General features: G+C 59.9%; 24 protein-coding genes. 14 read left to right on the forward strand and 10 right to left on the reverse strand.

Annotation, left to right across the window (positions count from 1 at the left end; genetic code table 11):
- The first annotated feature begins 2 nt into the window (after nt 1-2).
- From BW958_RS13990 to BW958_RS14010, 5 genes are read left to right on the forward strand one after another with little or no spacing between them, the layout of a single operon-like run.
- Complete coding sequence (locus tag BW958_RS13990; RefSeq protein WP_076576379.1) at nt 3-635, forward strand: TetR/AcrR family transcriptional regulator; 633 nt, start codon at nt 3-5, stop codon at nt 633-635.
- On the forward strand, nt 632-1,603 hold the full coding sequence (gene hlyD / locus BW958_RS13995; protein WP_076576380.1) for a secretion protein HlyD: 972 nt from the start codon (nt 632-634) through the stop codon (nt 1,601-1,603). Before BW958_RS13990 ends, hlyD begins: the two co-directional genes overlap by 4 nt.
- Nucleotides 1,603-3,333, forward strand: a complete 1,731-nt coding sequence (locus tag BW958_RS14000) for an ATP-binding cassette domain-containing protein (protein WP_076576381.1) — start codon at nt 1,603-1,605, stop codon at nt 3,331-3,333. The genes hlyD and BW958_RS14000 overlap by 1 nt, the downstream gene beginning before the upstream one ends.
- Complete coding sequence (locus tag BW958_RS14005; RefSeq protein WP_076576382.1) at nt 3,330-4,439, forward strand: ABC transporter permease; 1,110 nt, start codon at nt 3,330-3,332, stop codon at nt 4,437-4,439. The genes BW958_RS14000 and BW958_RS14005 overlap by 4 nt, the downstream gene beginning before the upstream one ends.
- Nucleotides 4,440-4,442: 3 nt before the next feature.
- Nucleotides 4,443-5,531, forward strand: a complete 1,089-nt coding sequence (locus BW958_RS14010) for an ABC transporter permease (protein WP_076576383.1) — start codon at nt 4,443-4,445, stop codon at nt 5,529-5,531.
- Nucleotides 5,532-5,534: 3 nt separating this feature from the next.
- On the opposite strand, the gene BW958_RS14015 is transcribed toward BW958_RS14010, so the two are convergent.
- The 8 genes from BW958_RS14015 to BW958_RS14050 form a co-directional block, all read right to left on the reverse strand.
- A complete protein-coding gene (locus BW958_RS14015) occupies nt 5,535-5,975 on the reverse strand; it encodes a transcriptional regulator OhrR (RefSeq protein ID WP_076576384.1) in 441 nt (146 codons plus the stop codon).
- An 80-nt stretch (nt 5,976-6,055) separates the two neighbouring features.
- On the reverse strand, nt 6,056-6,694 hold the full coding sequence (locus BW958_RS14020; RefSeq protein WP_076576385.1) for an exopolysaccharide biosynthesis protein: 639 nt from the start codon (nt 6,692-6,694) through the stop codon (nt 6,056-6,058).
- A 113-nt stretch (nt 6,695-6,807) separates the two neighbouring features.
- Complete coding sequence (add, locus tag BW958_RS14025) at nt 6,808-7,809, reverse strand: adenosine deaminase (protein WP_076576386.1); 1,002 nt, start codon at nt 7,807-7,809, stop codon at nt 6,808-6,810.
- 129 nt (nt 7,810-7,938) lie between these two features.
- Nucleotides 7,939-8,748 carry a sugar-phosphatase gene (yidA, locus tag BW958_RS14030; RefSeq protein ID WP_076576387.1) on the reverse strand — a complete coding sequence of 270 codons (810 nt, stop codon included), beginning with the start codon at nt 8,746-8,748 and terminating at the stop codon, nt 7,939-7,941.
- Nucleotides 8,749-8,817: 69 nt separating this feature from the next.
- Nucleotides 8,818-10,503, reverse strand: coding sequence for a flagellar assembly protein A (locus BW958_RS14035; RefSeq protein WP_076576388.1), 1,686 nt, complete (start codon nt 10,501-10,503; stop codon nt 8,818-8,820).
- A gap of 126 nt (nt 10,504-10,629) precedes the next feature.
- Nucleotides 10,630-11,094, reverse strand: a complete 465-nt coding sequence (locus tag BW958_RS14040) for an outer membrane lipoprotein (RefSeq protein WP_076576455.1) — start codon at nt 11,092-11,094, stop codon at nt 10,630-10,632.
- 346 nt (nt 11,095-11,440) lie between these two features.
- Nucleotides 11,441-13,243 (reverse strand): aminopeptidase P family protein, encoded by a 1,803-nt coding sequence (locus BW958_RS14045; RefSeq protein WP_076576389.1) that lies wholly within the window; start codon nt 13,241-13,243, stop codon nt 11,441-11,443.
- Between the two features lie 34 nt (nt 13,244-13,277).
- Complete coding sequence (locus tag BW958_RS14050) at nt 13,278-13,937, reverse strand: GntR family transcriptional regulator (RefSeq protein ID WP_076576456.1); 660 nt, start codon at nt 13,935-13,937, stop codon at nt 13,278-13,280.
- A gap of 197 nt (nt 13,938-14,134) precedes the next feature.
- Between BW958_RS14050 and BW958_RS14055 the strand changes: the two genes are divergently transcribed.
- A complete protein-coding gene (locus BW958_RS14055) occupies nt 14,135-15,628 on the forward strand; it encodes a transporter substrate-binding domain-containing diguanylate cyclase (RefSeq protein WP_256702025.1) in 1,494 nt (497 codons plus the stop codon).
- 348 nt (nt 15,629-15,976) lie between these two features.
- On the opposite strand, the gene BW958_RS14060 is transcribed toward BW958_RS14055, so the two are convergent.
- Nucleotides 15,977-16,237 (reverse strand): hypothetical protein, encoded by a 261-nt coding sequence (locus tag BW958_RS14060; protein WP_076576390.1) that lies wholly within the window; start codon nt 16,235-16,237, stop codon nt 15,977-15,979.
- Nucleotides 16,238-16,387: 150 nt separating this feature from the next.
- Between BW958_RS14060 and BW958_RS14065 the strand changes: the two genes are divergently transcribed.
- The 4 genes from BW958_RS14065 to BW958_RS14080 all read left to right on the forward strand — a co-directional run bounded on the left by BW958_RS14065 (nt 16,388) and on the right by BW958_RS14080 (nt 20,092).
- A complete protein-coding gene (locus BW958_RS14065) occupies nt 16,388-17,209 on the forward strand; it encodes an HDOD domain-containing protein (RefSeq protein WP_076576391.1) in 822 nt (273 codons plus the stop codon).
- An 80-nt stretch (nt 17,210-17,289) separates the two neighbouring features.
- Nucleotides 17,290-17,820: a GNAT family N-acetyltransferase gene (locus tag BW958_RS14070; RefSeq protein WP_076576392.1), complete on the forward strand. Its 531-nt coding sequence runs from the start codon at nt 17,290-17,292 to the stop codon at nt 17,818-17,820.
- A gap of 17 nt (nt 17,821-17,837) precedes the next feature.
- Nucleotides 17,838-18,308: an Lrp/AsnC family transcriptional regulator gene (locus tag BW958_RS14075; protein WP_076576393.1), complete on the forward strand. Its 471-nt coding sequence runs from the start codon at nt 17,838-17,840 to the stop codon at nt 18,306-18,308.
- A 176-nt stretch (nt 18,309-18,484) separates the two neighbouring features.
- Complete coding sequence (locus BW958_RS14080) at nt 18,485-20,092, forward strand: alpha-amylase family glycosyl hydrolase (protein WP_083687353.1); 1,608 nt, start codon at nt 18,485-18,487, stop codon at nt 20,090-20,092.
- Between the two features lie 15 nt (nt 20,093-20,107).
- On the opposite strand, the gene BW958_RS14085 is transcribed toward BW958_RS14080, so the two are convergent.
- Nucleotides 20,108-21,481, reverse strand: coding sequence for a PepSY-associated TM helix domain-containing protein (locus BW958_RS14085; RefSeq protein WP_076576395.1), 1,374 nt, complete (start codon nt 21,479-21,481; stop codon nt 20,108-20,110).
- Between the two features lie 172 nt (nt 21,482-21,653).
- Here BW958_RS14085 and BW958_RS14090 point away from each other — a divergent pair, with 172 nt between their 5' ends.
- From BW958_RS14090 to BW958_RS14105, 4 genes are all read left to right on the forward strand, one after another.
- On the forward strand, nt 21,654-22,052 hold the full coding sequence (locus tag BW958_RS14090) for an STAS/SEC14 domain-containing protein (RefSeq protein WP_076576396.1): 399 nt from the start codon (nt 21,654-21,656) through the stop codon (nt 22,050-22,052).
- A 448-nt stretch (nt 22,053-22,500) separates the two neighbouring features.
- The gene (locus BW958_RS14095; protein WP_076576397.1) at nt 22,501-24,420 is read left to right on the forward strand and encodes a PTS mannitol transporter subunit IICBA; all 1,920 of its coding nucleotides are present in this window, start codon (nt 22,501-22,503) and stop codon (nt 24,418-24,420) included.
- Nucleotides 24,421-24,454: 34 nt separating this feature from the next.
- Nucleotides 24,455-25,597, forward strand: coding sequence for a mannitol-1-phosphate 5-dehydrogenase (locus BW958_RS14100; protein ID WP_076576398.1), 1,143 nt, complete (start codon nt 24,455-24,457; stop codon nt 25,595-25,597).
- A gap of 52 nt (nt 25,598-25,649) precedes the next feature.
- Nucleotides 25,650-26,174, forward strand: a complete 525-nt coding sequence (locus BW958_RS14105) for an MltR family transcriptional regulator (protein ID WP_076576399.1) — start codon at nt 25,650-25,652, stop codon at nt 26,172-26,174.
- Nucleotides 26,175-26,178 lie beyond the last annotated feature (4 nt).

Consider the following 26,178-nt stretch of genomic DNA (forward strand, 5'->3'; position numbering starts at 1 on the left):
CCATGCATCCGACCCGCCAGAAACTGCTCGATACCGGATTTGCGATCGTCACCGCCAAGGGGCTGCGCGGCCTGACGGTGCGCGAGCTGGCCGCTCAGGCCGGAGTCAACCTCGGTACTTTTGTCTATCACTTCGGCAACCGTGACGCCTTCATCGATGAGCTGGTGGAGCTCTGGTATGCCCCTCTGTTTACCGGGCTCAAGTCAGTGGCGCAGCGCGGCGAGCATGCATCCGCCATGGCTGCGTTTGCTGCCACCATGCAGGCCTTGATCGAGTTTGCCGCCGCCCAGCGCAGTTTTATCAACCACCTGATCGGTGATGCGTTGGCGGGTGAAGTGGCGGCCCAGCGCTTCTTGCTGAGTGTGCCGCAGCGCCACCCTTTGCTGCTGCTGGATCTGATCCGGCAGGCGCAAGCGCAAGGGGCACTGCGCGCCGGCCATCCGCTGCAGCTGATGATCTTCATCATGGGGGCGGTCGGCATGCCGCTGATCCTGGGTGGAGGTGCCCATCAGCTGGCTTGGCTCTCGGCCAGTGCTGCCCCGCTGCTGGAGCAAATTGATAGTCCTGATGCCGCCCGCCAACGTCTGGCCTGGGCGCTGGATGGCGTGCGCGCCACACAAGGAGAACAGGCATGAAACGAGCGCTTGGCATGGTGATCGCGGTGCTGGCTCTGGGCGTCGGTGCCTATCTCTGGTGGCAGGATCAGCCGCAGGATGGCTCGCTACTTTATGGCAACGTCGATATCCGCGATGTGGATCTGGCGTTTCGCACCGGTGGCCGGGTGGCCGAGGTGAAGGTGGACGAAGGCGATGCCGTCAAAGCTGGCGACCTGCTGGCGCGGCTCGACCCGGCGCCGCTGCTGTACAGCCGCGACAGTGCCCGTGCCAATCTGGCGGCAATCCGTGCCGCCAATGCCCTGATACATCAGGGTTATCGCAGCGAGGAGACCGCCCGTGCCCAGGCTGAATTGAATGCGGCCGACGCGGCTGCCGTCGAGGCAGAGCGGTTGTGGCAACGGCAACGCAGTCTGGTGGCCACCGGCGCTATCTCCCGTGTCCAGTTTGATAATGCGACGTCCCAGCGCGATCAAGCCAAGGCGCGTGTCGCTGCGGCGCGTGAACAGCTCAAGCAGCTGGCGAGCGGCTATCGCCCGGAAGAGATTGCCCAGTCCGATGCCCAGCTGGAGGGCGCCAAGGCGACTCTGGCCAGTGCCGAGTTGGCTCTGTCGGACGCCACCTTGCTGGCGCCGAGCGATGGCATCATCCTGACCCGCGCCATCGAGGTGGGCAGCATGGTGCAGGCCGGCAGCACGGCCTTCAACCTGTCGCTGACGGCGCCGGTGTGGGTGCGCGCCTATGTGGAAGAGCCCTGGCTTGGCCACTTCCCAAGCGGCGCCAAGGTGACGCTGAGCACCGACTCACGCCCCGATCATGCTTATCAAGGTGTGGTGGGATTTGTCTCGCCCACCGCCGAATTTACCCCCAAGTCGGTCGAGACGCCGGATTTGCGCACCCATCTGGTCTACCGGCTGCGCATCGTGGTGAGCAACCCTGATGCGGCGCTGCGCCAAGGGATGCCGGTCACTGTGCGGTTGACCCGCTGATGGACGCCATCCTGCTTGACGGGGTGAGCAAGGCGTTTGCCGGCCATCCTGCCCTGCACAATATCTCGGTGGCGCTGCCAGCGGGCGGCATCATCGGTCTGGTCGGCCCGGATGGCGCCGGCAAGAGCACCCTGTTACGCCTGTTGGCCGGACTTCTGGCGGCCGATCAGGGCGTGGTGCGGGTGCTCGGACTGGATCCGGTAGGGGATGGCGATGCCCTGCGTCTTCGCCTGGGTTATATGCCGCAGCAGTTTGGTCTCTATGAAGATTTGAGCGTGCTCGAGAATCTCACCCTCTACGCCGATCTGCGCAATGTGCTGGAGCCCGAGCGCTCTGCCCTGTTTGCCCGTTTGCTCGACTTTACCGATCTGGCGCGTTTTACCGCGCGTCCGGCTGGCAAGCTCTCGGGCGGCATGAAGCAAAAACTGGGGCTGGCCTGCGCCCTGCTGGGTCACCCCGAGGTGCTGCTGCTCGATGAGCCGGGGGTCGGGGTTGATCCCATCTCGCGCCGCGCCCTGTGGAAGATGGTGCGTGAGCTGGCTGCGGGCGGCATGACGGTGCTGTGGAGCACCGCCTATCTGGATGAGGCCGAGCTGTGCGACCACGTACTACTGATGGCCGAAGGGGAAGTGCGCGCCAGTGCGCCGCCACAGGCGCTGATGGCCAGCATGGCCGAGCGCTGCTGGCTGATTGAGGCCGCAGGCATGGATGGCCGGGCCCGTCGTGCTCTGCTGCGCCGTGCGCTCTCCCACCCGGCGGTGATGGACGGCGCTCTGGCCGGTGAAAAGGTGCGGCTGCTGCTTAACCCCCTGCATCAGGCGCCGCCGTTGGCCGACTGGCAACTGCCGCCGGACGCCGCCAAACCGGCGCAGGCCCGGTTGGAAGATGCCTTTATCGATCTGCTCGGCGGCGGCCCGGGCGGTGAATCGAGTTTGGCCAGTCAGTTGCAAGAGGCCCGGTTGCCGGCTGAGGTCTTCCCCGATGCGGTGATCGAGGCGCGCCAATTAACCCGGCGTTTTGGCTCGTTTGTGGCGACCGACAACGTCAGCTTTACGGTGCGGCGCGGTGAAATTTTCGGTCTGCTCGGCCCCAACGGTGCCGGCAAGTCCACCACCTTCAAGATGGAGTGTGGCCTGCTGCAGCCATCGAGTGGTCAGGCGCTGGTCACTGGTATCGATCTGGCTCATAGCCCCTCGGCCGCTCGCCAGCGACTGGGTTACATGGCGCAGAAGTTCTCCCTCTATCGCCAGCTGACGGTGATGCAGAATCTGAGCTTCTTTGCCGGTGTCTATGGCCTGTTCGGTCGTCGTCAGAAGGCGCGTATTGCCGCCATGGTCGAAGCATTTGCCCTTGCGCCCTGGCTTTCGCAGCAGGCTGACTCTTTGCCGCTGGGGCTGCGGCAGCGTCTCTCGCTGGCCTGCGCCCTGCTGCATGAACCGCCGCTTCTGTTTCTCGACGAGCCGACCTCCGGGGTCGATCCGGTGACCCGCCGCGAGTTTTGGAATCACATTCATGCGCTGGCCGATCACGGGGTGACGGTGGTGGTGACCACCCACTTTATGGATGAGGCGGAGTATTGCGACCGCATCGCCCTGATTTTGCGCGGTCGTCTGCTGGCGCTGGGCACGCCGGATCAGCTCAAAGCCCGCGCCGCAGAGGGTGTTGAGTTGCCGACCATGGAAGAGGCATTTATCCGGCTGGTCGAGCAGGCCAGTGAGGAGATCGCATGAGCATCAACCCCCGCCGCCTGCGCGCACTGTGTTACAAGGAGACACTGCAGATCCTGCGCGATCCAAGCAGTATCTTGATCGCCTTTATCATGCCGGTGGTGCTGCTGGTGGTGATGGGCTATGCCATCAATCTGGATGTGGATCACCTGCGTTTGGGCGTGTGGCGCGCCGACAGCGGCGCCGCTGCCGTGCGTCTTGAACAGGCATTGAGCGGTTCGCCATCGCTGACGGTGATCCGCGATGCGAGCAAGGAGGCCTTGCTTGCGCGCCTCGAGCGCGGCGATATTCGTGGCTTGCTGGTGATCGAGTCTGACTTCTCGCGTCAACTGGTGCGGGGTCTGGGAGGCCGCGTTCAGCTGCTGACCGATGGCGCCGAGCCCAATACCGCGAATTTTATCAGCAACGACGTGCAGCAGATCTGGCAGCGCTGGCTCAGCGATGAAGGGGCGCTGCCCCGGGGCGGTATCGAGCTGCAACTGCGTGCCTGGTTCAACCCGGCGCTAGTGAGCCGCAACTTTCTGGTGCCGGGGGCGGTGTCGGTGGTGATGACCATTATCGGCGCTCTGCTGACCTCGCTGGTGGTGGCGCGTGAATGGGAGCGCGGCACCATGGAGGCACTGCTCTCAACCCCGGTGACGCGCAGCGAATTGCTGCTCTCCAAGCTCTTGCCTTATTACGCTCTGGGCATAGTGGCCATGCTGATCTGCCTGCTCTTCTCCATCTGGGTGATGGATGTGCCGTGGCGCGGCTCGCTGCTCTGGCTCTGGCTGATCACCACGCTGTTTTTAGGCAGTGCACTCGGTCTGGGGTTGTTTCTCTCGACCGTGATGCGCAGCCAGTTCAATGCGGCGCAGGCCTCGCTGATTGCCGCTTTTCTGCCGGCTATGATGCTATCGGGCTTTGTGTTCGAGATTGCCAGCATGCCGACTGCGCTGCAGTGGCTGACCCGCATCATGCCGGCGCGCTACTTTGCCAGTTCGCTGCAGACGCTGTATCAGGCTGGCAATGTGGTCTCTCTGCTGCTTACCAATGCCCTGTTTTTGTTATTGCTGGCGCTGTTCTGGCTGGTGCTGACTGCCCGCAAAACGCGGCGAACTCTGGAGTGACCCATGCTGCTAAGACTCTGGTGGCTGATACGAAAAGAGCTGCAGACCCTGCTGGGGAGTGCGCAAGGGCGCTTTTTGCTGGTCATGCCGGTGCTGCTGCAGACGGCGGTATTCCCGTTTGCCGCCACCCTTGAGGTGACCGGTAATACCTTGGCTGTCTATAACCAGGACAGCGGCGCCAGCGGCCGTGAACTGCTGGAGCGTCTGACCCATATTCCGGCGTTTACCCGTATTGTGCCGGTAGCCGGGGAAGCCGGTATGCAGGAGGCGATCACCAGCCAGCAGGCGCTGCTCGGGCTGATGATTCCAAGCGATTTTTCCCGGCGACTGGCGCGTGGTGAGGCGGCGCCACTGCAGCTGATCATCGATGGTCGGCGCTCCAATGGCGGTCAGGTGGCTGCCGGTTACATCAGTCAGGTGATCGCCCGCTGGCAGGGTGAGGGGCGCACCACGCCCGAGCTGGCGGTGCGCCATCTCTATAATCCCAACCTGCATTTTCACTGGCATGTGTTGCCGGCGCTGGTCGCCATTATCACCACCACAGGTTGCCTGATCGTCACGGCGCTGTCGGTGGCGCGTGAGCGGGAGGAGGGGACGCTGGATCAGTTGCTGGTTTCGCCGCTGACGGCGGGCTGGATTATGGCGGGCAAGGCGGTGCCGGGCATTCTGGTGGCGGTCGGGCAAGGGATGGTTGTGGCGCTGGCGGCGTGCTGGGTCTACGGCCTGCCCTTTGGTGGCAGCCTGTCGCTGCTGCTGGTCGGCATGGTCTGCTACGGTATGGCGCTGGCGGGGATCGGCTTGTTTATCTCGTCGCTTTGCTCCACTCAGCAGCAGGCGTTTCTTGGGGTGTTCTCGTTCACCGTGCCAGCGGTCATTCTGTCAGGGTTTGTCTCCCCCATTGAGAATATGCCGCTGGCGTTTCAATGGCTGGCACTCATCGATCCGCTGACCCACTGCATCGCCCTGCTCAAGGGGGTGTTTCTCAAACAACTCGGATGGTCAGCGGCCTGGCCACTGCTGTGGCCGATGCTGGCGATTGCCTGCGGCTCGCTGACCTTGGCGCTCGGACTGTTTCGCCGGCGCACCGCCTGATGCTCAGGGCTGCGCCTCAAGATCGTCGACGATCCGCTCGCACGCCTGCTTGAGGGAGAGCAACTGCTCGTCAATCATCGACAGGCGGCAACGCAGCTCGGCCGGAATGGTGGCCGCTTTTTCATACAGGGCGCGTCCTTCGTCGGTGAGCAGCAACACCCGCACCCGCTCATCGTGTTCGCTGCGGCCGCGGCGGATCAGCCCTTTGGCCTCGAGCCGTTTGAGTAGCGGCGTTAGGGTGCCCGAATCGAGGTGCAGCTGACTGCCAAGACCGGTCACGCTGATCCCCTCTTCCTGCCACAACACCATCATTACCAGATATTGCAGATAGGTCAGATCGAGCTGGTCCAGCCAGGGGCGATAGGCGCGGGTGACCGCATTGCTGGCGCTATAAAGGGCAAAGCAGAGCTGGCGGTCGAGGCGCAGGAGCGAATCATCACTCATGGGAACTCCTGATATATTGCGTACAATCATATTGTGTTATGTCGCGCAGTATAGCAGGAGGTTGCCGCTCTTTCAGCCGCTCAGCCGAGCAGCTGCTGGGCCTGTTCACCGGCTTGCAGCAGACCGATACCGAGCAGGGTAAACCAGACCAGGGTGGCGCTGACCAGCAGCCAGGCGGCCAGTACCACCATGCCATCCCGTTGCAGCATGCCGGCAGTCAGCAGCAGGATGCTCCAGGCGGGCAGCGCATTGGTAAAGGGAATGGCACCGAGTGGCAACATCAGCAGCGCGGCGGCCACGATGATCAGCAGACCATTGAGGCGATGCACGCCGCGGCTACCGGTGAAGGTGAGCATGCGCGGGCGGATCAGGCGATCGAGTTTGGCTAGCAGGGTGGCGGCCTTGTGCAGCATGGGAGCGATCTGCGCAGTGGCAAAGTGGCGGCTCATCAGTCGCTCGGGCAGCCAGGGCACCCGATTGAAGGTGACTCCGATGCCGATAAACAGGATCAGCAGACCAAACGGCGTGCTGACCCCCGGAATCGACACCGGCAGCAGGAAGGGGACGGTCAGTAGCAGGCAGAACACCAGCATGCCCTGCTCGCCAATCAGTTCGAGCAACTGGCGCAGGCTCACCCGCTCGCTCGGCAGAGCGTGGGCGGTGTCGGTGAGAGTGGCGGCGAGCGAGGCTCGCGGTGCGTGCAGTTCAGCGGCGGTCATGGCAATCCTTCCCGGGGGCAGACGCCCGTTGCGCCTGCCGATGGCGCTCACGATAAGGATGCAGGGTGAATGGCGGGTGAATGTGCCGCCCGCCGTGACGGGCGGCGAGAGAGTTAGCGGTTGGCGCAGCGCTCGCGCAGCGTCTGGCGCTCGGCATCGCTGATAAACGCCAGGGTCAGGCCGTTTTGCTGGGTCTGACGCATCTCGGCGGCGGTGAGACCGGCGGCCGGTGCGGCAACCTGATACTCATGGGGCAGGTCTATTCCCTCCACCGCTGGATCGTCGGTGTTGAGGCAGGCCAGAATGCCGTGACCGAGGAAGGTGCGTAGCGGATGGTCTGCCAGGCTCTGCACTGTGCTGGTCTGCAGGTTAGAGGTCAGGCAAGACTCGATACCGATGCGCTGCTCAGCCAGATAGTCCATCAGGCGCGGATCATGGATGGCGTTGACGCCATGACCGATACGCTCGGCGCCCAGTTCACGGATAGCCTGCCACATGCTTTGTGGGCCAGCGGCCTCACCGGCGTGCACGGTCACCCGCAGCCCGGCATCACGCACCCGGCGGAAGTGGTCGGTGAACAGCTCGCCGGGGAAGCCCAGTTCATCACCGGCCAGATCGATGGCAACCAGATGATCGGCATTGGCCAGACAGGCTTCCAGCTCGCGGCGGCAGGCATCGGTGCCGAAGGTGCGGCTCATGATACCAATCAGGTTGGCTTGCACGCCAAAATCGCGGCAACCGGCGCGCACTCCGTCGATCACCGCTTCTACGACCCCTTGCGGGTGCAGACCGTGGTTCATCGCCATGTAGGCCGGGCTGAAGCGCAGCTCGGCATAATCGATACCGGCCAGTTGCAAGTCTTCGGCATTTTCATAAGCCACCCGGCGGCAGGCGTCGTAGTCGGCCAGCACTTTCACGCCCCAGTCGAGCTTGCTGAGGAAGGCCACCAGGCTGGGTTCGTTCTCGACGATCTGGACATGAGGGCGTAGTGCCTCGAGCTCATTGGCCGGCAGGGCGATATGGTGCTGGCGACCGAGTTCCAGAATGGTTCGGGCGCGAATGTTGCCGTCCAGATGGCGATGCAGATCCGTCAGGGGAAGCGAGCGATCAATCATGATGGTGCCTTGTTCTTGTGTGCCAGTGCGATGACATTCTAGGTAGGTATGCAGGAAAAGATAGCCCGCCACCGTTGCCGGGGCGGGCTTTATCGCGTGCGGTGTGAAGGCAAGCGTTTGAGTGCCGGTTTATCGACCCAGCACGAAGTGTTCGATGGCCTGAGCGACACCGTCATCATCATTCATGCCGGTGATATGGTCGGCCAGTGCCTTCAGATCATCAGTGGCATTACCCATGGCGATGCCCAGACCGGCGTATTCGATCATGTGGCTGTCGTTACCGGCATCGCCGATGCAGATGATCTGCTCGCGGCTAATCCCCATGTGCTCGGCCAGCGCGGCCACGCCTGCGCCCTTGTGGCTGTGCTTGTTCATGATCTCGAGGAAGAAGGGGGCGCTTTGCACCACGGTGTAATCCTCATAGAGGCTGGCCGGCAGACGGCTGATGGCCGGGCCCAGCAGCTCGGGCGGGTCAATCAGCATCACCTTGAGGATCTCGTCTTGCGGGTAGAGCTCGGCGAAATCGATAACAGTGATCGGCAGGCCGTTGAGGCGTGATTCGTGCTCGGTGTAGTGGCTGATGGCCGGGGTGATCAAACCCAGGTTACGGGAGAAGGCGTGCACGTTGACTCCCAGCTCACGGGCCAGCGTCTGCACCCGATGAGCATCATGGCCGCGCAGCAGTTGGCTGCGGATCACCTGACGATCACTGGCGCGTTGAACCAGTGCGCCGTTGTAGCAGATGACGTAATCATCATCGCTGGTCATACCAAGCTGCTCGAGGAAGAAGGACATCCCTTCCAAAGGACGGCCGGAGGCCAGTACCACGGTGACGCCTTGGCGGCGGGCGGCCGCAATGGCGGCTTGATTGCGGGGGGAGACCTGCTTTTGGTGATTGAGCAGGGTGCCATCCATATCGAGAGCGATCAGCTTGTACATGCAGCTACCTGAAAAGAGTGGGATCAATCAGGGGTGTGAGTCTACTCAAAACTGCTCGCCGATGCACGGTCAGCTCTTGCGTCCATTTGGGGGCGCGCTCCAGGGGTGCAGCTCGATTTGGCCGTCTGAAATACCAATGCGCGATGGCCCGTGCTCGATGTCGACCTTATAGGCCAGGTCGGCAAGCTCAATCAGCGCTCCCGGGTAGAGGCGTTGGGTCGCAGTGATATGGATGTTGTGCAAAATGCTTTGGGTCAGTGCGTCGCACTCTTCCAGTTCCTGATTGATTTGACCTAGCGCCTGCATGTGGTGTTCACGCTGCTCTTTGAGTTGGTTGAGCAGTACGGCATCGCGCTTGCTCGCCGGTTGTTGAACCAGCTTGAGCAACAGATCCTGCAGCTTGTGCAGCATGAGCGTGTGTTGTGCTTTCTGTTCGTTAAGATCGCGCTGCTGGGAGCGGATGGCAAAAAAGCCGCCGAGTACCTGCAGTTGGGTGTGGCTGGTGGCCTCGGTGCCGATAAAGGGAGATTCGATACTCTCACCGGCGATGGTGAGGCCGCCAAGCAGCACTCCCTTGCGCGGATTGCTGACACCAACCAAAACGCTGCGACCGGCACGGCAGTAACAGTGGGAGAGCTGGTTCTGCACCTTAATATCCTGCTCTGCCTCCAGACGGGCATATTGGGCAAACGAGACGGTCACATCAAGGTTGGCGCGCACCACGCAGGTGGGCTCGCCCTGGCTGGTGCGCCGGCCAACTACGCCCTGTTTGATGGTGACTGAGCCGCCAGCCGTGACAGTGGCCGCTTCGACAAAGCCGCCGATAACGATATCGCCACTGGCTTTGACCTTCATGCCAGGCTCCACATCACCACTGATGACCAAACTGCCGTTGAAATCCACATGGCCGTGTTTGGCATCCACGGTTTTCAGGTTGAGCAGGTCATCGACCACCATGCCGTTTTTTTCCAGACGCGGCATGCCGGCGCGTTGTGAGAGCAGTAGATTGCTGTCTTCGGCGCAGATTAGGGTGCCGTCGCCGGCACTCATACTGATCTCTTTGCCGGCTTTGGGCTGAATGGGAACGCCCAGCACATTAATTCCTGCCTCACCGGGAGTGGCTGGATGGCGGCGCATCAATGGCGTACCTGCCACGACAGTGGAGAGGGTACCAAGATCGCGCAGGTCGACCCGATCATGGTCCAGTTGACGCGGTTTGAGTACCCGCTCGGTCAGGGTCTCGACCAAGGGTTCAAGAAAAGCATCTGAACCATTGATCGCTGGTTTACCGACCGCCACCGGATACTGCAACACGGTGCCCGGTGCTGAGTTAAGGGATACGCGCAGTGCTTGGTGTTCCAGCTCGGGGGAGAGGCCCACAGTGACACCGGCCAACCGCATGGCTTCTTGCAATAACTCCATGGTGAGCGATTTTCCGCCCCAATCCGCCGTGATGTGGGCCAGCGCATTCATTTTGTCTTTGTCGACTACCACTTTGACACTGGCATCATGGCGAATGGCGACGCAGTAACGTTCATCCGGCTTGGGTTGCTCATTGGTGGCTATCAGGGTGCTCAGACTGATGACCGCCGCGCGGATACCATCCACCTCAGGGTGCCAGCGACACCAGGATGATCGAGCCAGGATGGCGCGCAGTTCATCTTCCGAACAGGCGGTGGCGGATTTTAGTTTTAGAAACAGTCGGTCTTGCTCAGTCGGTTCTGTTCCGATGGTCAGCCAGCTTTGATCCAGCATACGTCCCTCCTGTCCTTGAGGTCAGTATCGAAACAGACGGGCTACAGCGTCAATCAATGGTGTGCAATTCGGTGATCCACCGCAGAGGAATATAAAGGAAAGAGGCTCCGTGGGAGCCTCTTTTTGTCAGTTGATGACGGCGACGTTAACCTTACCGTTGCCCTGGCTCATACGAACCCGAGCACCTTCCCGGTATGACGGGTCGGCTTTTTGCACCACGGCAATCACGTCGCCGTTCTCCTTGCGGATCTCCAGCTCGACGCCGTTCACCTGGTTGACCTTGTCATTGATGGTCTTGCCGGCAACCGCACCGGCGATAGCGCCACCTGCGGTGGCGAGGCTACGACCGGTGCCACCCCCGATAGTGCTGCCCAGCAGGCCACCGACTACGGCGCCGCCCACTGTGCCGAGCAGGCCACCATCTTCCGCCTGGATCTTCACATGACGAACAGACTGGATGGTGCCATAGGTGACGGTTTGCACCTGCTTGGCGCGATCTGCGGTGTAGACGTCACCGGAGAAGATGTCACCGTTGGCACAGCCGGCCAGAGTGGATGTCAGAACGGCCAGCACGGTCATTTTTTTGCTGATGCTGAGCATGGGGATACCTCACAAATGTGTTCAGGACAGATGTGCGCCACTCTACTGCCGGGCCAAGCGCAATAAAACACCCGTCCGGGCTTCGTTAGAACCCTGTTATGTCTGCCATCAATAGCGGTAATGACATCCGGTATTGATATGTCAGGCAGCGCCAGAGCGCGACCAGTATAGGCTGGCCGCGTGGTGACCTGAATGTGAGCGCTGTCACATCATGATGCAAATTCAAACAATGGCGGGTCTGTCGGCGTGTCGCAGCCTAGCGGGGAGAAATCTGGCTGCGCCAGGGTCTGTCGGCAGCACAGGAAATAAAGAAGAAGGGGCCAGACGGCCCCTTTCACTACAGCAGTTCGGTAGCCTGTTCCAGCCAGGCCAGATCGTCGCCCTCCAACAGGGGGGAGAGACGGCGGCGAACTTCGGCGTGGTACTCATTGATCCAGCGGAACTCGGCCGGGCTCAGCAGGGAGCGGTCGATCAGACGGGTATCGAATGGGACGTAGGTCAGGCGATCGAAGCGCAGCATCGGGATCTCGCTCTGCTCTTGATCTTCACGCACGACCACCAGATTTTCGCAGCGGATGCCGAAGGCATTCTCGCGGTAGTAACCCGGCTCGTTGGAGAGCACCATGCCCGGTTGCAGCGGCTCCATGCTGCCTTTGGCGGCGATGCGCTGCGGGCCTTCGTGGACACTCAGGAAGTGGCCGACGCCGTGGCCGGTGCCGTGGTCGTAGTTGAAGCCAGCTTGCCACAGCGGCTGGCGTGCCAACACGTCGAGCTGGATGCCGGCAGTACCACGCGGGAAGCGAGCCTGATCCAGCGCAATGTGGCCCTGCATCACGCGGGTGAACATGGCTTTCTGTTCGTCGTTGACCTCACCGACCTTGACGGTACGGGTGATGTCGGTAGTGCCGTCGAGGTATTGGCCACCCGAGTCCACCAGATAGATCCCATCCTGACCAAAGGCGCGCGGGGTGCCGTTGGTGTGGCGGTAGTGGCACATGGCTGCGTTGGGGCCAAGGGCAGAGATGGTGTCGAAGCTCGGCTCGACATAGTGCTCCAGCTCGCCGCGGAAGGCTTCCAGCTGATCGGCCAGTGTCCCTTCATCGACACCGGCAAATTCGCCGCTTTCAACCAGACGATCCAGCCAAGCCAGGAAACGCACCATGGCGACGGCATCGCGCTGGTGGGCAGCCTGCATGCCAGCCAGCTCAGTGGCGTTCTTGCATGCCTTCAGACGCAAGGTCGGGTCTTGGGCTGCAACCAGAGTGGCACCGGCTGATTCCATCACCAGCTGGCTCCAGGCGTTGGCCGTGGCCGGATCGGCCTGCACCTTGAGGTGGTCTTCACCCAGACGCTTGAGCACGTCGCCCAGATTGTCGATAGGGTGCAAAGAGACATCGTTACCCACATGCTGGGTGAAGGCGAAGCACTCCAGCTTGTCGGTATCGACAAAGAAATCCAGCGTGCTGTTGGCGTAGAGCACGGCAAAGCCGAGCACCACCGGCAGTCGTTCGATGTCACGACCACGCAGGTTGAGCAGCCAGTTGATCGACTCAGCCTGGGTCAGCAGCACGGCATCGATGCCGCGCTTGCGCAGATCGGCTGCGATGCGCTCGCGCTTGGCGCTGCTCGGCTCGCCGGCCAGTACTTCACCGTAAAGAATCATGGGTGCCTTGCTGGGGGCCGGACGGTCCTGCCAGTGCCGATCGATGGGGTTGACATCAAGGGCAACCAGTTCGATACCGCGCTCTGCCAGCAGGGCATGGGCGTCACGATACCAATTGAGGCTGTGCAGACGGGGATCAAATCCGACCCGGCTACCGCGTTCCAGCTGGTCTGCCAGCCAGGCCACGTGCGGGGTCTCGATCAGGTGGTGATATTCGAAGATCTCACCCGGCGCCTGATGACGGGCCTGCACGGTATAGCGGCCATCAATAAACAGGGCGGCGCGCTCTTGCAGCACGATGGCCAGACCGGCTGAGCCGGTGAAGCCGGTCACCCAGGCCAGACGTTCGGCCTCGGCGGGGATGTACTCCCCCAGGTGGTCATCATCATGGGGGACGATGAATGCATCCAATTCCTGCTCGCGCAGGGTCTCACGCACCAGGCGGACCCGTTCTGCGATGATCTCAAGGGTATTCATGTTGGTTGCCATTTTAATTACGAGCTGGTTGTTGTTATGCACCGGCCTGCAGAATGCGTTTGACCGATGCAGCCGCTTCGGCAATGTGTTGCTGTAGCAACACCACCGCCTCGTGCTTGCGTCGGGCACGGCACAGGGTAAGCAGTTGGGCGTGTTCCCGTTCGGCCTTGTCGACGCCATCATGGGCAAACAGCAGTTCGACACGAACGTAGCGATCGCAGCTCAGATTGATCTGATCGATCAGCTCCATGGCCTGGGGACGTCCGGCAGCGCGGTAGAGGGTGGCGTGAAAACGATGGTTCAGTTCGGCCCAGCGCTCAACCTGAGTGCCGCTCTCCAGAGCCCGGTCAAATTCTGCCAGGATGGCTTCAGCGTCAACGAAGGTGGCTTCTGTCATCAGGTCGACGGCATGAAACAGGGTATCGGCTTCCAGCAACGCTCGCAAATAAAACAGCTCGTCGATGGTGGAGCTGTCGAGGGCGGTAACAACGGCGCCGCGGTGTGCCGTGAACTTGACCAATCCTTGCGCTTCCAGCTGCATCAGTGCCTCACGCACCGGGATTCTGCTCACCTTAAGCTCGCGGGCGAGGGCATCCTGACGCAGGGGCGCCCCGGCTGGCAGCTCGCCACTCAAGATGCGGGTGCGCAGATTTTCCATCACCATCCGGGTGCGGGTCTGATAGGTCTCTTTCATGACTTCCCTGTTTTCTGGGCGGCCAGATGGCCACATATCGGTCGGCAGCAGACCACAGATGCTGCAGGCTTGCAACCCCACCGATGCCAATATGCTGTGTCATGGTCTCCTCACCTTGTGCCGTTCGGCGCTCCCCGAATGGGGTCTTCGGTCACTCCGAGTTTGTCGTAGAGTGGGAGGAGTACACGTGAAGCATCATGTCATATAAGGCTGTGCCGGTTTGCCGCCAGCAGCAGGTGGTGGCCGGATTTTTGTCCCTGATGATCGGGGCTGGCAGTCTGCACGTGATAACGCCAATGATGAGGTTCAACCTAGTGCGACGACATCGGGGGTGGCGGTTTGTCAGCCTGTTACTGCTGCTGTTGTCGGGTTGGGCAATGGCAGTCGAGGCGCCCTTGCGGGTAGCTGGCTCTGCCTATTGGAAACCTTTTACCTACCTTGACGAAGATGGCCATCCCCAAGGGCTGTTGATCGAGTTATGGCAATCCTATTCGCGTATCACCGGTCGCCCGGTCCAGTTCATGTTGGCTGACTGGCAACAGGCTATCGACATGGTACGCGACGGTAAGGCCGATGTGCACAGCGGCCTGCTCTGGTCAGCGCAACGTGAACAGTGGCTGGAGTTTGGTGAGCCGCTCGCCAAACTCGACACCGAGTTATATGTGTCAGCCTCGGTACGCACTGAGGCGCTCGATAGTCTGCTTGATGACGGCCACCTCGGGGTGGTGATCGGCAGCTTCGAGGAGGAGTACGCCCGGACTCATTTTCCCAAGTCAGAGCTGGTGTTGTTTGATGACAACGAAGCGCTGATGCAGGCGGCGCGTCAGGGGAATATTACGCTGCTGATTGCCGATCAGCAGACGGCTAACATCTATCTCTCATCCGATGAGATCAAGACCACCTTTATTCCGGTCAGGCGTCTCTATAGCGGGCAGGTGCGGCTGGCGGTACGTCAGGGCAACGATGAGTTGCTCAGCGAGATTGACCGTGGCTTTATGCGGATTCCCCAAGCTGAGCGCGAGCGGATCCGGCAGCGTTGGGTCAATGTGGAGACCGTCTATCCTTCCTTCCTGCTGCCGCTGGCCGGGATCGCGTTTATTCTCACCGTGGTGAGCTACATCGTCCAGCTGCGCCACTCTGTGACCGCCAGAACCGCTGAGCTGGAGCGGCTCAACCTGCAGCTACAAACCTTGGCCAACACCGATGTCTTGACCGGTTTGCTCAACCGGCGGGCGTTTTTGCCCTGTCTGCAGGCTGCGTTGGAGCAAGGCCATGGTGCCAGCCTGCTGCTGTTCGACCTGGACCGTTTCAAGGGGATCAATGATCGCTTCGGTCATCAGATGGGGGATCAGGTACTCAAGACGGTCGTCGCTCGAGTGCGTGAACAGCTTCCCGCATCGGCGCCGTTCGGTCGGATGGGCGGCGAGGAGTTCATGATTGTGCTGGGGGAGATGGAGCAGAGTGAACTGGAGGCTTGGGGTAAGCGTCTCAGTGAGGCGGTTCACCTGGCGCCGATGGAGACCGCTCATGGCCCCTTGTCTTTGAGTATCAGTATCGGCGCGGTCTGGTTGCCGGTGGGTGAACGTGCCGAAATGACACCGCTACTGACCCAGGTAGATAACCTGATGTATCGCTCTAAGGAGCTGGGGCGCAACACCTGGCAGGTGGCCCGTTACCGCCAGCCGGGCTGACTGGCCTTGCGCAGGTGGCGGGTGTAGGCTGAAGAGGTTGGCGAGCCTTATCACTCGCCCATTTGGCAGGAAGCGCGCCCGCGACAGCGGCACGCATTCGGGAGTTTCAGTTCGGTAGGGAGTTCGGGATCATGAGTAAAACCCATGGTAAAGAAGCCAAGAAAAAACCGCAGATGACACTCAAGGAGAAGCGTGAGGCCAAGCGTCACAAGGATGATATCAAGGATGCGGTCAGCCCCATGAAGTAAGCTTTCTTGCATGACAAAGCCAGCCTCGCGGCTGGCTTTTTTGTCTTTGCTCGGTGCCACATACCCGCAGTGCCGGGGACCTTAACGGCGCAATATGACCTTACTCTTCTGCCCAGGGCATCTGCGGCAAACTGTCGAGATAGGATTGGTAACGGGTGAGGTTGAAGGGGCCCTGGTCAGCTTCCATGGCCATCAGCTCGGCGGCCAGCGCGCAGCTCAGGTAGTCGATGGCTTCTTCTTTATCCATCCCCTTCATGGTCAGCCGCAGCAGGGTGGCGGTGACGTGGGCTGGGTTGTGGTCAGCCAGCTGGTTAGTGATGATCTCGCGCAGTTGCGCTTCGTCGAAAATGTCTTCGCTCATGCATGCTCCTTGGCAAAGTGGCCGTAGTATACCACGGGCGTTTTACACTTATTTTTATTCATCATCCTCTGCATCTTTTATTCAACCATACTTGCTCTCACAGGGTGCCCGAGTCACCCGGTTGTGGTTGGTCTTGTGAGGATGATAGCCATGCCAAGTATTGCTGCCCTGCTTTCCGAGACGCAGAATCTGCCCAATATTCCAGAGGTGGTACGCGATCTCATTCAAACGCTGAATGAAAAAGAACCGGATATCTTGCTGATCGCCAAGCAGATTAACAAGGATCCGGTGATCTCTGCCAAAGTGCTACGGGTGGCCAACTCGGCCCGTTTTGGCAGCTCCCGCCAGATTGCCACCGTTAATGAAGCGGTGGTTCGTCTCGGGTTGGAGGTGGTGCGAAACATGGTACTGGCCTGTGGGCTCACTGGTGCCATGCGCGAGATCCCGGGTATTGACCTGCGCCACTATTGGGGCCGGGTGTTTGACGTGGCCGAGCTGGCGCGTCGGTTGGCAGTTAAGCTACATCGCAACGGGGAAGAGGTGTTTACCTGTGCCCTGCTGCATGACCTGGGACGGTTGGTGATGCATGCCGGTTTACCGGCCAACACTATTCACCGCATCGTCGATCTTGAGAGCAGCAAGGGGCGCGCCAAGGCTGAAATGCTGGTGGTCGGCTTCAACTATGCTCAGGTCGGTGCCGAGTTGGCTCGTCAGTGGCAATTCCCGGCGTTTATCTGTACTGCGGTTGAGCACCACTACAGCCCCCTGCTGGCGCCCGAATTTCATCTGGATGCTGCCATTATCAACCTTGCCCTTGTACTCTCTACTCAGAGTCAGATCAGTAACGAAGCCCCGCCCGAGTGGCCTGCAGATCTGGCCCAACAGGCGGCGCTCCCTTGGCTCCTCTGCGCCAGCGTGCTGCAGGAGATGCGCGATCAGGGTAACGGCTACGCTTCGCTACTGGCTGCCTAGTCACTATCAGGGGCGGGAGACCGCCCTTGCCTTTTTCCCCCTTTCTCCGGCAACCTGTCCCTTTCACGGGGAGAGGCGTCATGGAGCTTGAAACAGAGAGAGTGCGTTTGCGTGAGCTGGTAACAGGCGACGCGCCCTTTATTCTGGCGCTGCTCAATGATCCTGATTTTCATCGTCACATCGGTGATCGCGGCATTCGCGATCTGGCCGCGGCGAGTGATTACATCGAACAGGGTCCTCGGCAGAGTTATCGCAGCCACGGTTTGGGGTTGCTACTGGTCGAACGCAAGCAAGACGGTGCCGCCATGGGTATTTGCGGCCTGATCCGCCGGCCGCAGCTCACCGATGTCGATGTGGGTTATGCGTTTCTGCCTGCCTTCCGGCGTCAAGGGTATGCACTTGAAGCCGTTCGCGCCGTACTGGATGATGGCTATCACCGTTTGGGTCTCGAGCGAATTGTGGCCATCGTCGCACCGGATAACCAATCCTCGCTGCAACTGCTGGCACGGGTTGGCATGCAGCCGGTGTCACACATCATGATGGGGGAGCAGAACTGCCTGCTGTTAGCGCAGCTTGATGCCGCCATCTCTGCATTACCGAGACAGGAATGACATTACAGGGAGAAGGAATGAAACACCTGGATCAACTCGATCTGGATATCTTGTCGCATCTGTTCCGTGATGCGGGCATGACCAACAAGGATTTGGCCGCCCTGGTCGGGGTTGCCCCCTCCACCTGCCTTGAGCGGGTGCGAAAACTGCAAGTTGAAGGGGTGCTGCGCGGTGCTCACTGCGACGTGGATCATCGGGCGCTCGGCGGTCACATTCAGGCCATGGTGTCGATTCGGTTGGCGCGTCACAGTCGCCAGATTATGGATGACCTGCGTGATGCCATTCTTGATCTACCGGAAGTGATCAGCCTGTTCCACATGGGGGGCAAGGATGATTTTCTGGTTCACCTCTGTGTGACCGATACCGACCATCTGCGTAACTTTGTGTTTGATCACTTCACCTCGCGCGAAGAGGTGGTGCATCTGGAAACATCGCTGGTGTTCGAACACAAATTCAGCCGCACACTCCCCTGTTTTCAGGGGCGCTGACCGGCTTGCGGGCAGATCTTTGATGGTCTGCCCGTCTATGCGCTCTCCGTATTTCGTCTAGCCTCCCGCGCCCATACTGCCGGGTGTTTTCAGCTGCCTGGCAGGGTAACGGTTTCAATCACGTTCAACGCATCTCATTGCCGCTAGCATGGCGCCATCTGTTGCAAGGAGGCGTGATGAGAGTCAGCACAGGTTGGATGGTCGGTCTGATACTGCTTGGCGGTGTGTTGGGCGGCTGCAGCAGATCTGCTCCGGTTTCCACCACCCAGAGCGCGCCGCCCACGGCATTTGCCTGCTATGGCGAGGCGGAGTCAGGTTGTGACCTGCGTATTTACCAGGTGATGGTCGAGGCGTTTGCCGATGGCGACCCTCGGCGCGGTTACGGCACCGGTTACGGCCCTTCGCGCCATCAGGGGGATCTGGCCGGTATTCGTCAGCAGCTCGATTACATCGCGTCACTGGGCGTCAACGCCATCTGGCTGACTCCGGTCTTTGACTCTTGCGCCGGGCAATCCGGCGATGATCGCCTTGATGCTACCGGCTACTTTGCCTGCAATTACTTTCATGTTGACCCTCGCTTTGGCACCAACGAGGAGCTCAAGTCATTGATCGACGCCGCCCATGCACGGGGTCTCTATGTGATCCTCGACGGCGTGTTTGGCCATGTAAACCGGGTTGGTATCACGGCGCCATCCCCACAGGGGCGACGGCCGGCGTTGACCTCCGGTGGTGCCGGTTACCCGGGTCAACTGGCGGATTACCGCCATCCCGACACGTTGGCCTATTTTCAGGAAGTGGCCCGCTACTGGATTGAGCACTATGGCATCGATGGCTGGCGACTCGATCAGGCGTATCAGCTCGATGTCGCCAGTTTACGCGCTATCCGTATGACGGTTGAGCAGGCCAGCCGCGAGCGTCTGGCGCGCGGCGAGTCGTGGGGGACACTGGGCTATCTGGTTGGTGAAGTGTGGAATGACGCCCCCACCATAGCGCGCACTGCCTATGGTCCTGCGCAGGCGCCAGCGCTGCTCTCGGCGTTCGATTTTCCGCTGCGCTACGGTCTGGTACAGGCGCTGGCCGTGGAAGAGTCCGGCAAGGGCGGGCAGGGCGCTGATGTGCTCGATGCCAACTGGAATCGTCGGGAGAACTATCCTCCTCATGCCATGCCCAATTTGATGCTCGGCAACCACGACTTGGTGCGCTTTGGTGACTTGCTGCAGCGTGGTCATTTCAATCCAGCGGATTATTGGTTGCGCCATCAGGCTGCGTTCACCTTTCTGGCGGCGCATAGTGGCCCGATCACGCTCTATTATGGCGAGGAGTGGGGCGATGAAGTGCCGGGATATGCTGGCCAGATTGGGCAGGGCTGTGTTGAGCGCGGCTTGTGTGATGACCATGTTGCCCGCAGTGATGGCAAGTGGCCGGGGAATTTTACGCCTGCGGCTGAGCAGAATGCATTACGCCGCTATCTCACCCATTTGATGCAACTGCGCACTGAGCATCCGGCACTGTGGCGTGGTCGCAGTCAGCGTTTGGTCGCGCAGCACGGCTTGTATGGCGTGCTTAAAACCGCAGACCGTGAGCAGATCCTCTACTTGCTCAATGTCAGCACTGAACAGCAACGCTACCAGCTACCCCCGGCCTTGGCCAACGTACGGCACTGGCGGGATTTGCTAAGTGGTGAGCAGATAACCGTGCCCGCCGCAGCGGCGAGCATTCCGGTATCGGCGTTGAGCGGACGACTCTTGCTGATTGAAGCAGACGAGGCGGCAGGCCAGCCGTGACCTGCCGCGGGACGGTTACTTGATAGCCGGTAGCGGGCGCAGCAACTTCTGCGCGTGCTGCCACAGCATATCGAGCAACCAGACTGCCAGCAACGAAGCGCCGAGCAGCGGGAATGCTACTCCCAGCACCACCAACAAAACAACGGCCCCACGCCAACTGGGCAAGGACTCGGGCAGCGGCGGTACACCAAGGCGGCCGCTCGGGCGGCGACGCCACCAGATCCACAGTCCACTGAGGCACGAGCCCATCACCATCAGGCAGAGCAGCAGCATCACTAACTGATGCGGCAGACCATACATCTTGCCCATGTGCAGCATGACCGAGGTTTCCACCGTTTTGGCGACCGGGCCGTAATCTTGCCAGCGCACGTCGGTTAACACGGCGCCACTGTATTGATCGATATGCAGCGTGGCATCGTTACGCGGATCATCGGCAAAAATGCTGACGGTAAAGACACCGCGCTCCCCTTTTGGCAGGTTGATGCTGTAACTGGGGGTAATGTGACGGGCACTGGCGATGTCGACGACTTGCTGCAGGCTGATGCGACCGCTAGCCGCATGATCGCCCGCATCATCGCCGCCGTGATGGGTATGGGACGGCGGCATCGGTAAGGTCTCGGCGCCCCAGGGAACGCTCTGGTCATGGGGCTGATTGAGGGTGCGGGTCAGCGGGGTAGAGGCCGGCACGTCATTCCACATGGCGGCGGGGAATCGATTCCAGACATCAGCAAAACGCTCGCCCCAGATACCGGTCCAAGTCATGCCGCTCAGGGCAAAAAACAGGAGACCGAGCGCCCCCCACACACCCAAAACAGCGTGCATATCACGCCACCACAGCCGGCCACGGCGATCTTTACGTGGCAGCAGAATGCCCTGCATCCCCACTTTCTGCCGTGGCCACCATAGATAGAGGCCAGAGCAGAGCAGCACCAAGGTCCAGCCGGCGACCAGTTCGATAATGGCATCGCCTACCGGGCCAACCATCAGCTCGGCATGCAGTGCGCGGGCCGAGGCTTGCAGATTGTGCTTGTTGTCGAGCTTGCCGAGCACTCTTGCATCGGCCGGGTTAACGAACACCAGCCACTCATTATCACCTTCGCGCAGGATCACTTGGGCGCTGCGATCGGCAGCCGTCGGCGGCAAATACTTGATGGCGTGGGCCGTCGGCATGCTGGCTTCGGCGGCCATCAGCAGGTGATCTGCCGGCATGGCTTGGCTGGTCGGTGCTACCTTGAGTAGTTGCGAGTACATCAGGTCATCAAGCTGTGGCTTGAACAGATAGATGATCCCGGTAACCGAGAGCAGGATCAGAAAGGGGGCGACAACCAGGCCGGCAAAGAAGTGCCAGCGCCAGGCGCGTTGGTAAAATGTGGTGGCGTGGTTTTGCACTGGAACCTCAAAACGTGACAGCTACTGGAATGTTTGCGGTGGTAGCATATCCATAACCATTATTTAACGCCAGTTCGATTATCATTCACTCGTTAACAACCCGAGTTGGCCGCCGGCCAAAGTGGCTGTGGTAGTGTGTCATATCGGTCAGGTGCAGTTACCGGGAGGGCGTATGCAGGCTCACGGCCATTTCAATATGTACAGAGAGGGGCGCTTGCTGATTTGTCAGCCGATGGGAGCCTTTAACCTGTCTGGAGCCATGGCTTATGAACAGCAGTTCAAGGAGGTGGTAGCCCCGTTGCTGGGGGCTCCCTGGGGAATCGTCGAACTCACGGAAGAGTTTGAGGCCGCAGGGCCTGACGTGATTGAGCGCTTTAACCGGCAATTTCATTGGTGCGCGGCCAATGGGTGCGACTTCATGGCGGTGGTGATGCCTGAGCAAGGGTTTCGCCGTTACATGGCCAATCAAATGCTGGCTGATGTCCCATTCATCGAGTGCCGCTATTTTGATGACGCGGCAAGTGCCATTGCATGGCTTCAATCTGCCCTGTCAAAGTGTGATGCGCGATGAGCCTATTTTGTAAGCAGGTTACAAAATCATTAATTAATTGCCACTTTAATGTTTTTTTAGTTTATTGATAGGTATCGTTGTGGGCATTTAGCTGAACACAGGATGTCCGAACGGATACATTTATGTAAAGTGTGAAACAGATCACGTTACACAGGGAAATGTTCAGAGCATTTTATGTGACATAAATCACTTTATTGCGTTTGCAAAATGACCTTTGGGTGTTTTGTAGCCTAATTACAGAGGTGAAGTGTGATCAGGATCACTGGTTGATGAGGGGGGAGGGTGGCCATAGTGTGACGAAGATCGTAAAAATCCCCGTTGCTGATCTGTTGTTACTGCAAACTGGTAGAGTTGAACTTGCTAAGACAACGCATGGAACAGCGGTTCGCCAAAACCGACTGATCCAACACCAATTGAGTGCCAATAGGATCAACAACGGGGTGCAGATATGTTATCACCGGATACCAAGGTCAAGATACAGAATTTTGGACGCTTCCTGTCCAACATGGTGATGCCCAATATCGGGGCATTTATCGCATGGGGCTTTATTACCGCCCTGTTTATTCCCACCGGCTGGATTCCGAATGAGACGATCGCCAAGCTGGTTGGACCGATGATTACCTACCTGCTCCCGCTGCTGATCGGTTACACCGGCGGTAAGCTGGTGGGTGGCGACCGCGGTGCGGTCGTGGGTGCCGTGACCACCATGGGTGTGATCGTCGGTACTGATATCCCCATGTTCATGGGCGCCATGATGGTCGGTCCGCTGGGCGGCTGGGCTATCAAACGCTTTGACAAGATGATGGAAGGTCGCGTCAAGAGCGGCTTCGAGATGCTGGTAAACAACTTCTCTGCCGGTATCATCGGCATGTTGCTGGCCATCCTCGCCTTCTTCGTGATTGGTCCGTTTGTTAAGACGCTCTCCAGCATCCTGGCTGGTGGTGTTGGCTTCCTGGTAGACAACCACCTGCTGCCGCTGACCTCGATCTTCGTTGAACCGGCCAAGATCCTGTTCCTGAACAACGCGATTAACCACGGTATCTTCTCGCCGCTGGGTATTCAGCAAGCCACCGAACAAGGCCGTTCGATCTTCTTCCTGATCGAAGCTAACCCGGGTCCGGGCTTTGGTATCCTGCTGGCCTACATGGTGTTTGGCCGTGGTGCTGCCAAGCAATCGGCTGCCGGTGCTTCCATCATCCACTTCCTGGGCGGTATCCACGAGATCTACTTCCCGTATGTGCTGATGAACCCGCGTCTGATCCTGGCTGTGATTGCCGGTGGTATGACTGGCGTGTTCACCCTGACCCTGTTCAACGCAGGTCTGGTCTCTCCGGCCTCCCCGGGTTCCATCTTTGCCGTGTTGCTGATGACGCCGAAGGCTTCTTTGGTCGGTGTGCTGCTCTCCATCACTGCTGCGACTGCCGTATCCTTCCTGGTTGCCTCAATCTTTGTGCGTGCTCAGGCTCCGCAAGCTGACGAAGGTGATGCGCTGGATGAAGCGACTCGCAAGATGAAGGCCATGAAGAGTGCCAAGCCGCAGGCCGCTGCTGCAAAAAAGCCGAGCGGTGAGCTGGCTGTACGCCGCATCGTGGTTGCCTGTGATGCCGGTATGGGCTCCAGCGCCATGGGTGCCGGCATGCTGCGCAAACGGGTGCAAGACGCCGGTCTGGACATCAGCGTCACTAACCGTGCCATCGATCAACTCGACGATCAGGTGGACTGGGTGATCACTCACAAGGATCTGACCGAGCGCGCCCGTCGCCATGCGCCGAACGCCCGTCATATCTCGCTGACCAACTTCCTCGACAACGCGCTTTATCAGAGTCTGGTGAGTGAGCTGTTTGAAGCCGCTAACGACGATGTGATGCGTCCGACCCTGATGGTTGCCGCCAACGATGACAGCTTCGAGAGCCAGTCTTCGGAAGTGTTCAGCCTGTCGCGCACCGACATTCACCTCGGTCTGTCGGCCGGTGACAAGGAGACCGCCATCCGCACCGCAGGCAAACTGCTGGTTGAGGCTGGTTATGTCGAGTCCGAGTACGTGGATGCCATGCTCGAGCGTGAAAAGCTGGTCTCCACCTACCTCGGTGAGTCGATTGCCGTGCCCCATGGCACCATCGCCGCCAAGGACAAGGTAAAGCGTACCGGTATCGTGATCTGCCAATACCCGCAAGGCGTGCCCTTCGGCGATGGCAAGGATGACGTCGCTCGTCTGGTGATCGGCATCGCCGCTCGCAACGATGAACACATTCAGGTGATCTCTCGCCTGACCAATGCCCTGGATGAGCCGGGTGTGATTGACCGCTTGGCGACGACCAACGATCCGCAAGAGTTGCTGGATCTGTTGGGTAGCGCACAGGCCGCTTAATCCGGTTTTGTATTGGTCGAGAGAGGTTAATATCATGAAAGCATTGCATTTTGGTGCTGGTAACATCGGTCGTGGTTTTATCGGTAAACTGCTGGCGGACGCGCAACATCAGGTGACGTTTGCCGACGTCAACCAGGGGCTGATCGATCAGCTCAACCACCGTCAGGAGTATGCGGTGCAGGTGGTGGGTGAATCCCGCCATCTGGATCGGGTCACCAACGTGGCCGCCGTCAGTTCGGCCGGCCCTGAGGTGATTGAGCGTATCGCTACCGCGGATCTGGTCACCACGGCTGTTGGACCTGCTGTCCTCGACAAGATTGCCAGTACCCTGGCCAAGGGTCTGCAGGCCCGTTTTGAACGGGGTAACGATACCCCGCTCAATATCATCGCCTGTGAAAACATGGTGCGCGGTACTTCTCACCTGCGCGATGAGGTGCTGAAGTACCTGCCCGCCGAGTATCATGCGGCACTGGAGAGCAAGGTCGGCTTCGTCGACTCTGCCGTAGACCGTATCGTGCCGCCGGCTGCGGCAAACGATGATCCGCTGGAAGTGACCGTTGAGAGCTTCAGTGAGTGGATCGTCGATCGCGGTCAATTCAAGGGTGATGTACCCGAGATTGCCGGGATGGAGACCACCGATAACCTGATGGCCTTTGTCGAGCGCAAGCTGTTCACGCTTAACACCGGCCACATTGTCACGGCCTATCTGGGTCGCCTGCGCGGTTATCACACCATCCGCGAAGCGATTGAAGATCCGGTGATCCGTAGCAAGGTGCGCGCGGCCATGGAAGAGAGCGGAGCGGTGCTGGTGCGTCGCTACGGCTTCGATCCCAAGCTGCACGCCGCCTATATCGAGAAGATCCTGTCCCGTTTCGCCAACCCCTATCTGGTTGACGAAATTGACCGGGTTGGCCGCCAGCCGCTGCGCAAACTCGGTGCGCAGGATCGTCTGGTCAAACCGCTGCTGGGCTGTCTGGAATATGGTCTGCCGTGCGAACAGTTGCAGGAAGGCATTGCCGCCGCGCTGCACTATCGCAATGCTGACGATCCCCAGGCTGTCGAGTTGCAACAATGGATTGAACAGGATGGCGTGGCTGCTGCGCTATCCCGAGCCACCGGGCTTGCCGTGGACCATCCGGTTCTGGCCGCCATAGTGGAGCGTTATCACCAGCTGTAAATAGTGCAAGATGCGGGGGAGGCCTGCTGCCTCCCCCCCAACGGACCCCCTTATGACTGATCCACACCAGGATGATGATGTACTGGAACGCCTCAATGAACAGGAAGGTCCGCGTGGCTTCTTCCTTGAGGCGGTGACCCTCCTGGAGGAGGCGGTGGACTCCCTGATCCGCAAGGCGTTTCGTCAGGAAGAGTATGCCGTCAAATATGCCATTGAACCCTTGATGACCCAGAGTGGCCCACTTGGCCAGCTGGAGGTTCGCCTCAAGCTGATTTTGGCTCTTGGTCTCATCTCTCTAGAGCTTTACGAAGATCTCGAGGTGTACCTCAAAATCCGCGACATGCTGTTTCGCGATCCCAAGGATTACCGTTTCAGCGATAAACCGGTGCGGGATCTGCTCGACCGGCTGCATGGCGTTAACCTGGCGGGCATGGTGACTCTTGAACCTCCGGCAGCGGATGAAGAGTGGTCTTTTTATCAGATGCAGCTCGCCAGACAGGACCAGATTGTGCGCTCCGCCCTGGTATTGGCGGTGTCAGATTGTGTGAGTGAACTGCGTAAAGAGAGCCCTATTTGAAAGC

Origin of the sequence: Aeromonas sp. RU39B, assembly GCF_900156095.1 — a bacterium.
Classification (GTDB): domain Bacteria; phylum Pseudomonadota; class Gammaproteobacteria; order Enterobacterales; family Aeromonadaceae; genus Aeromonas.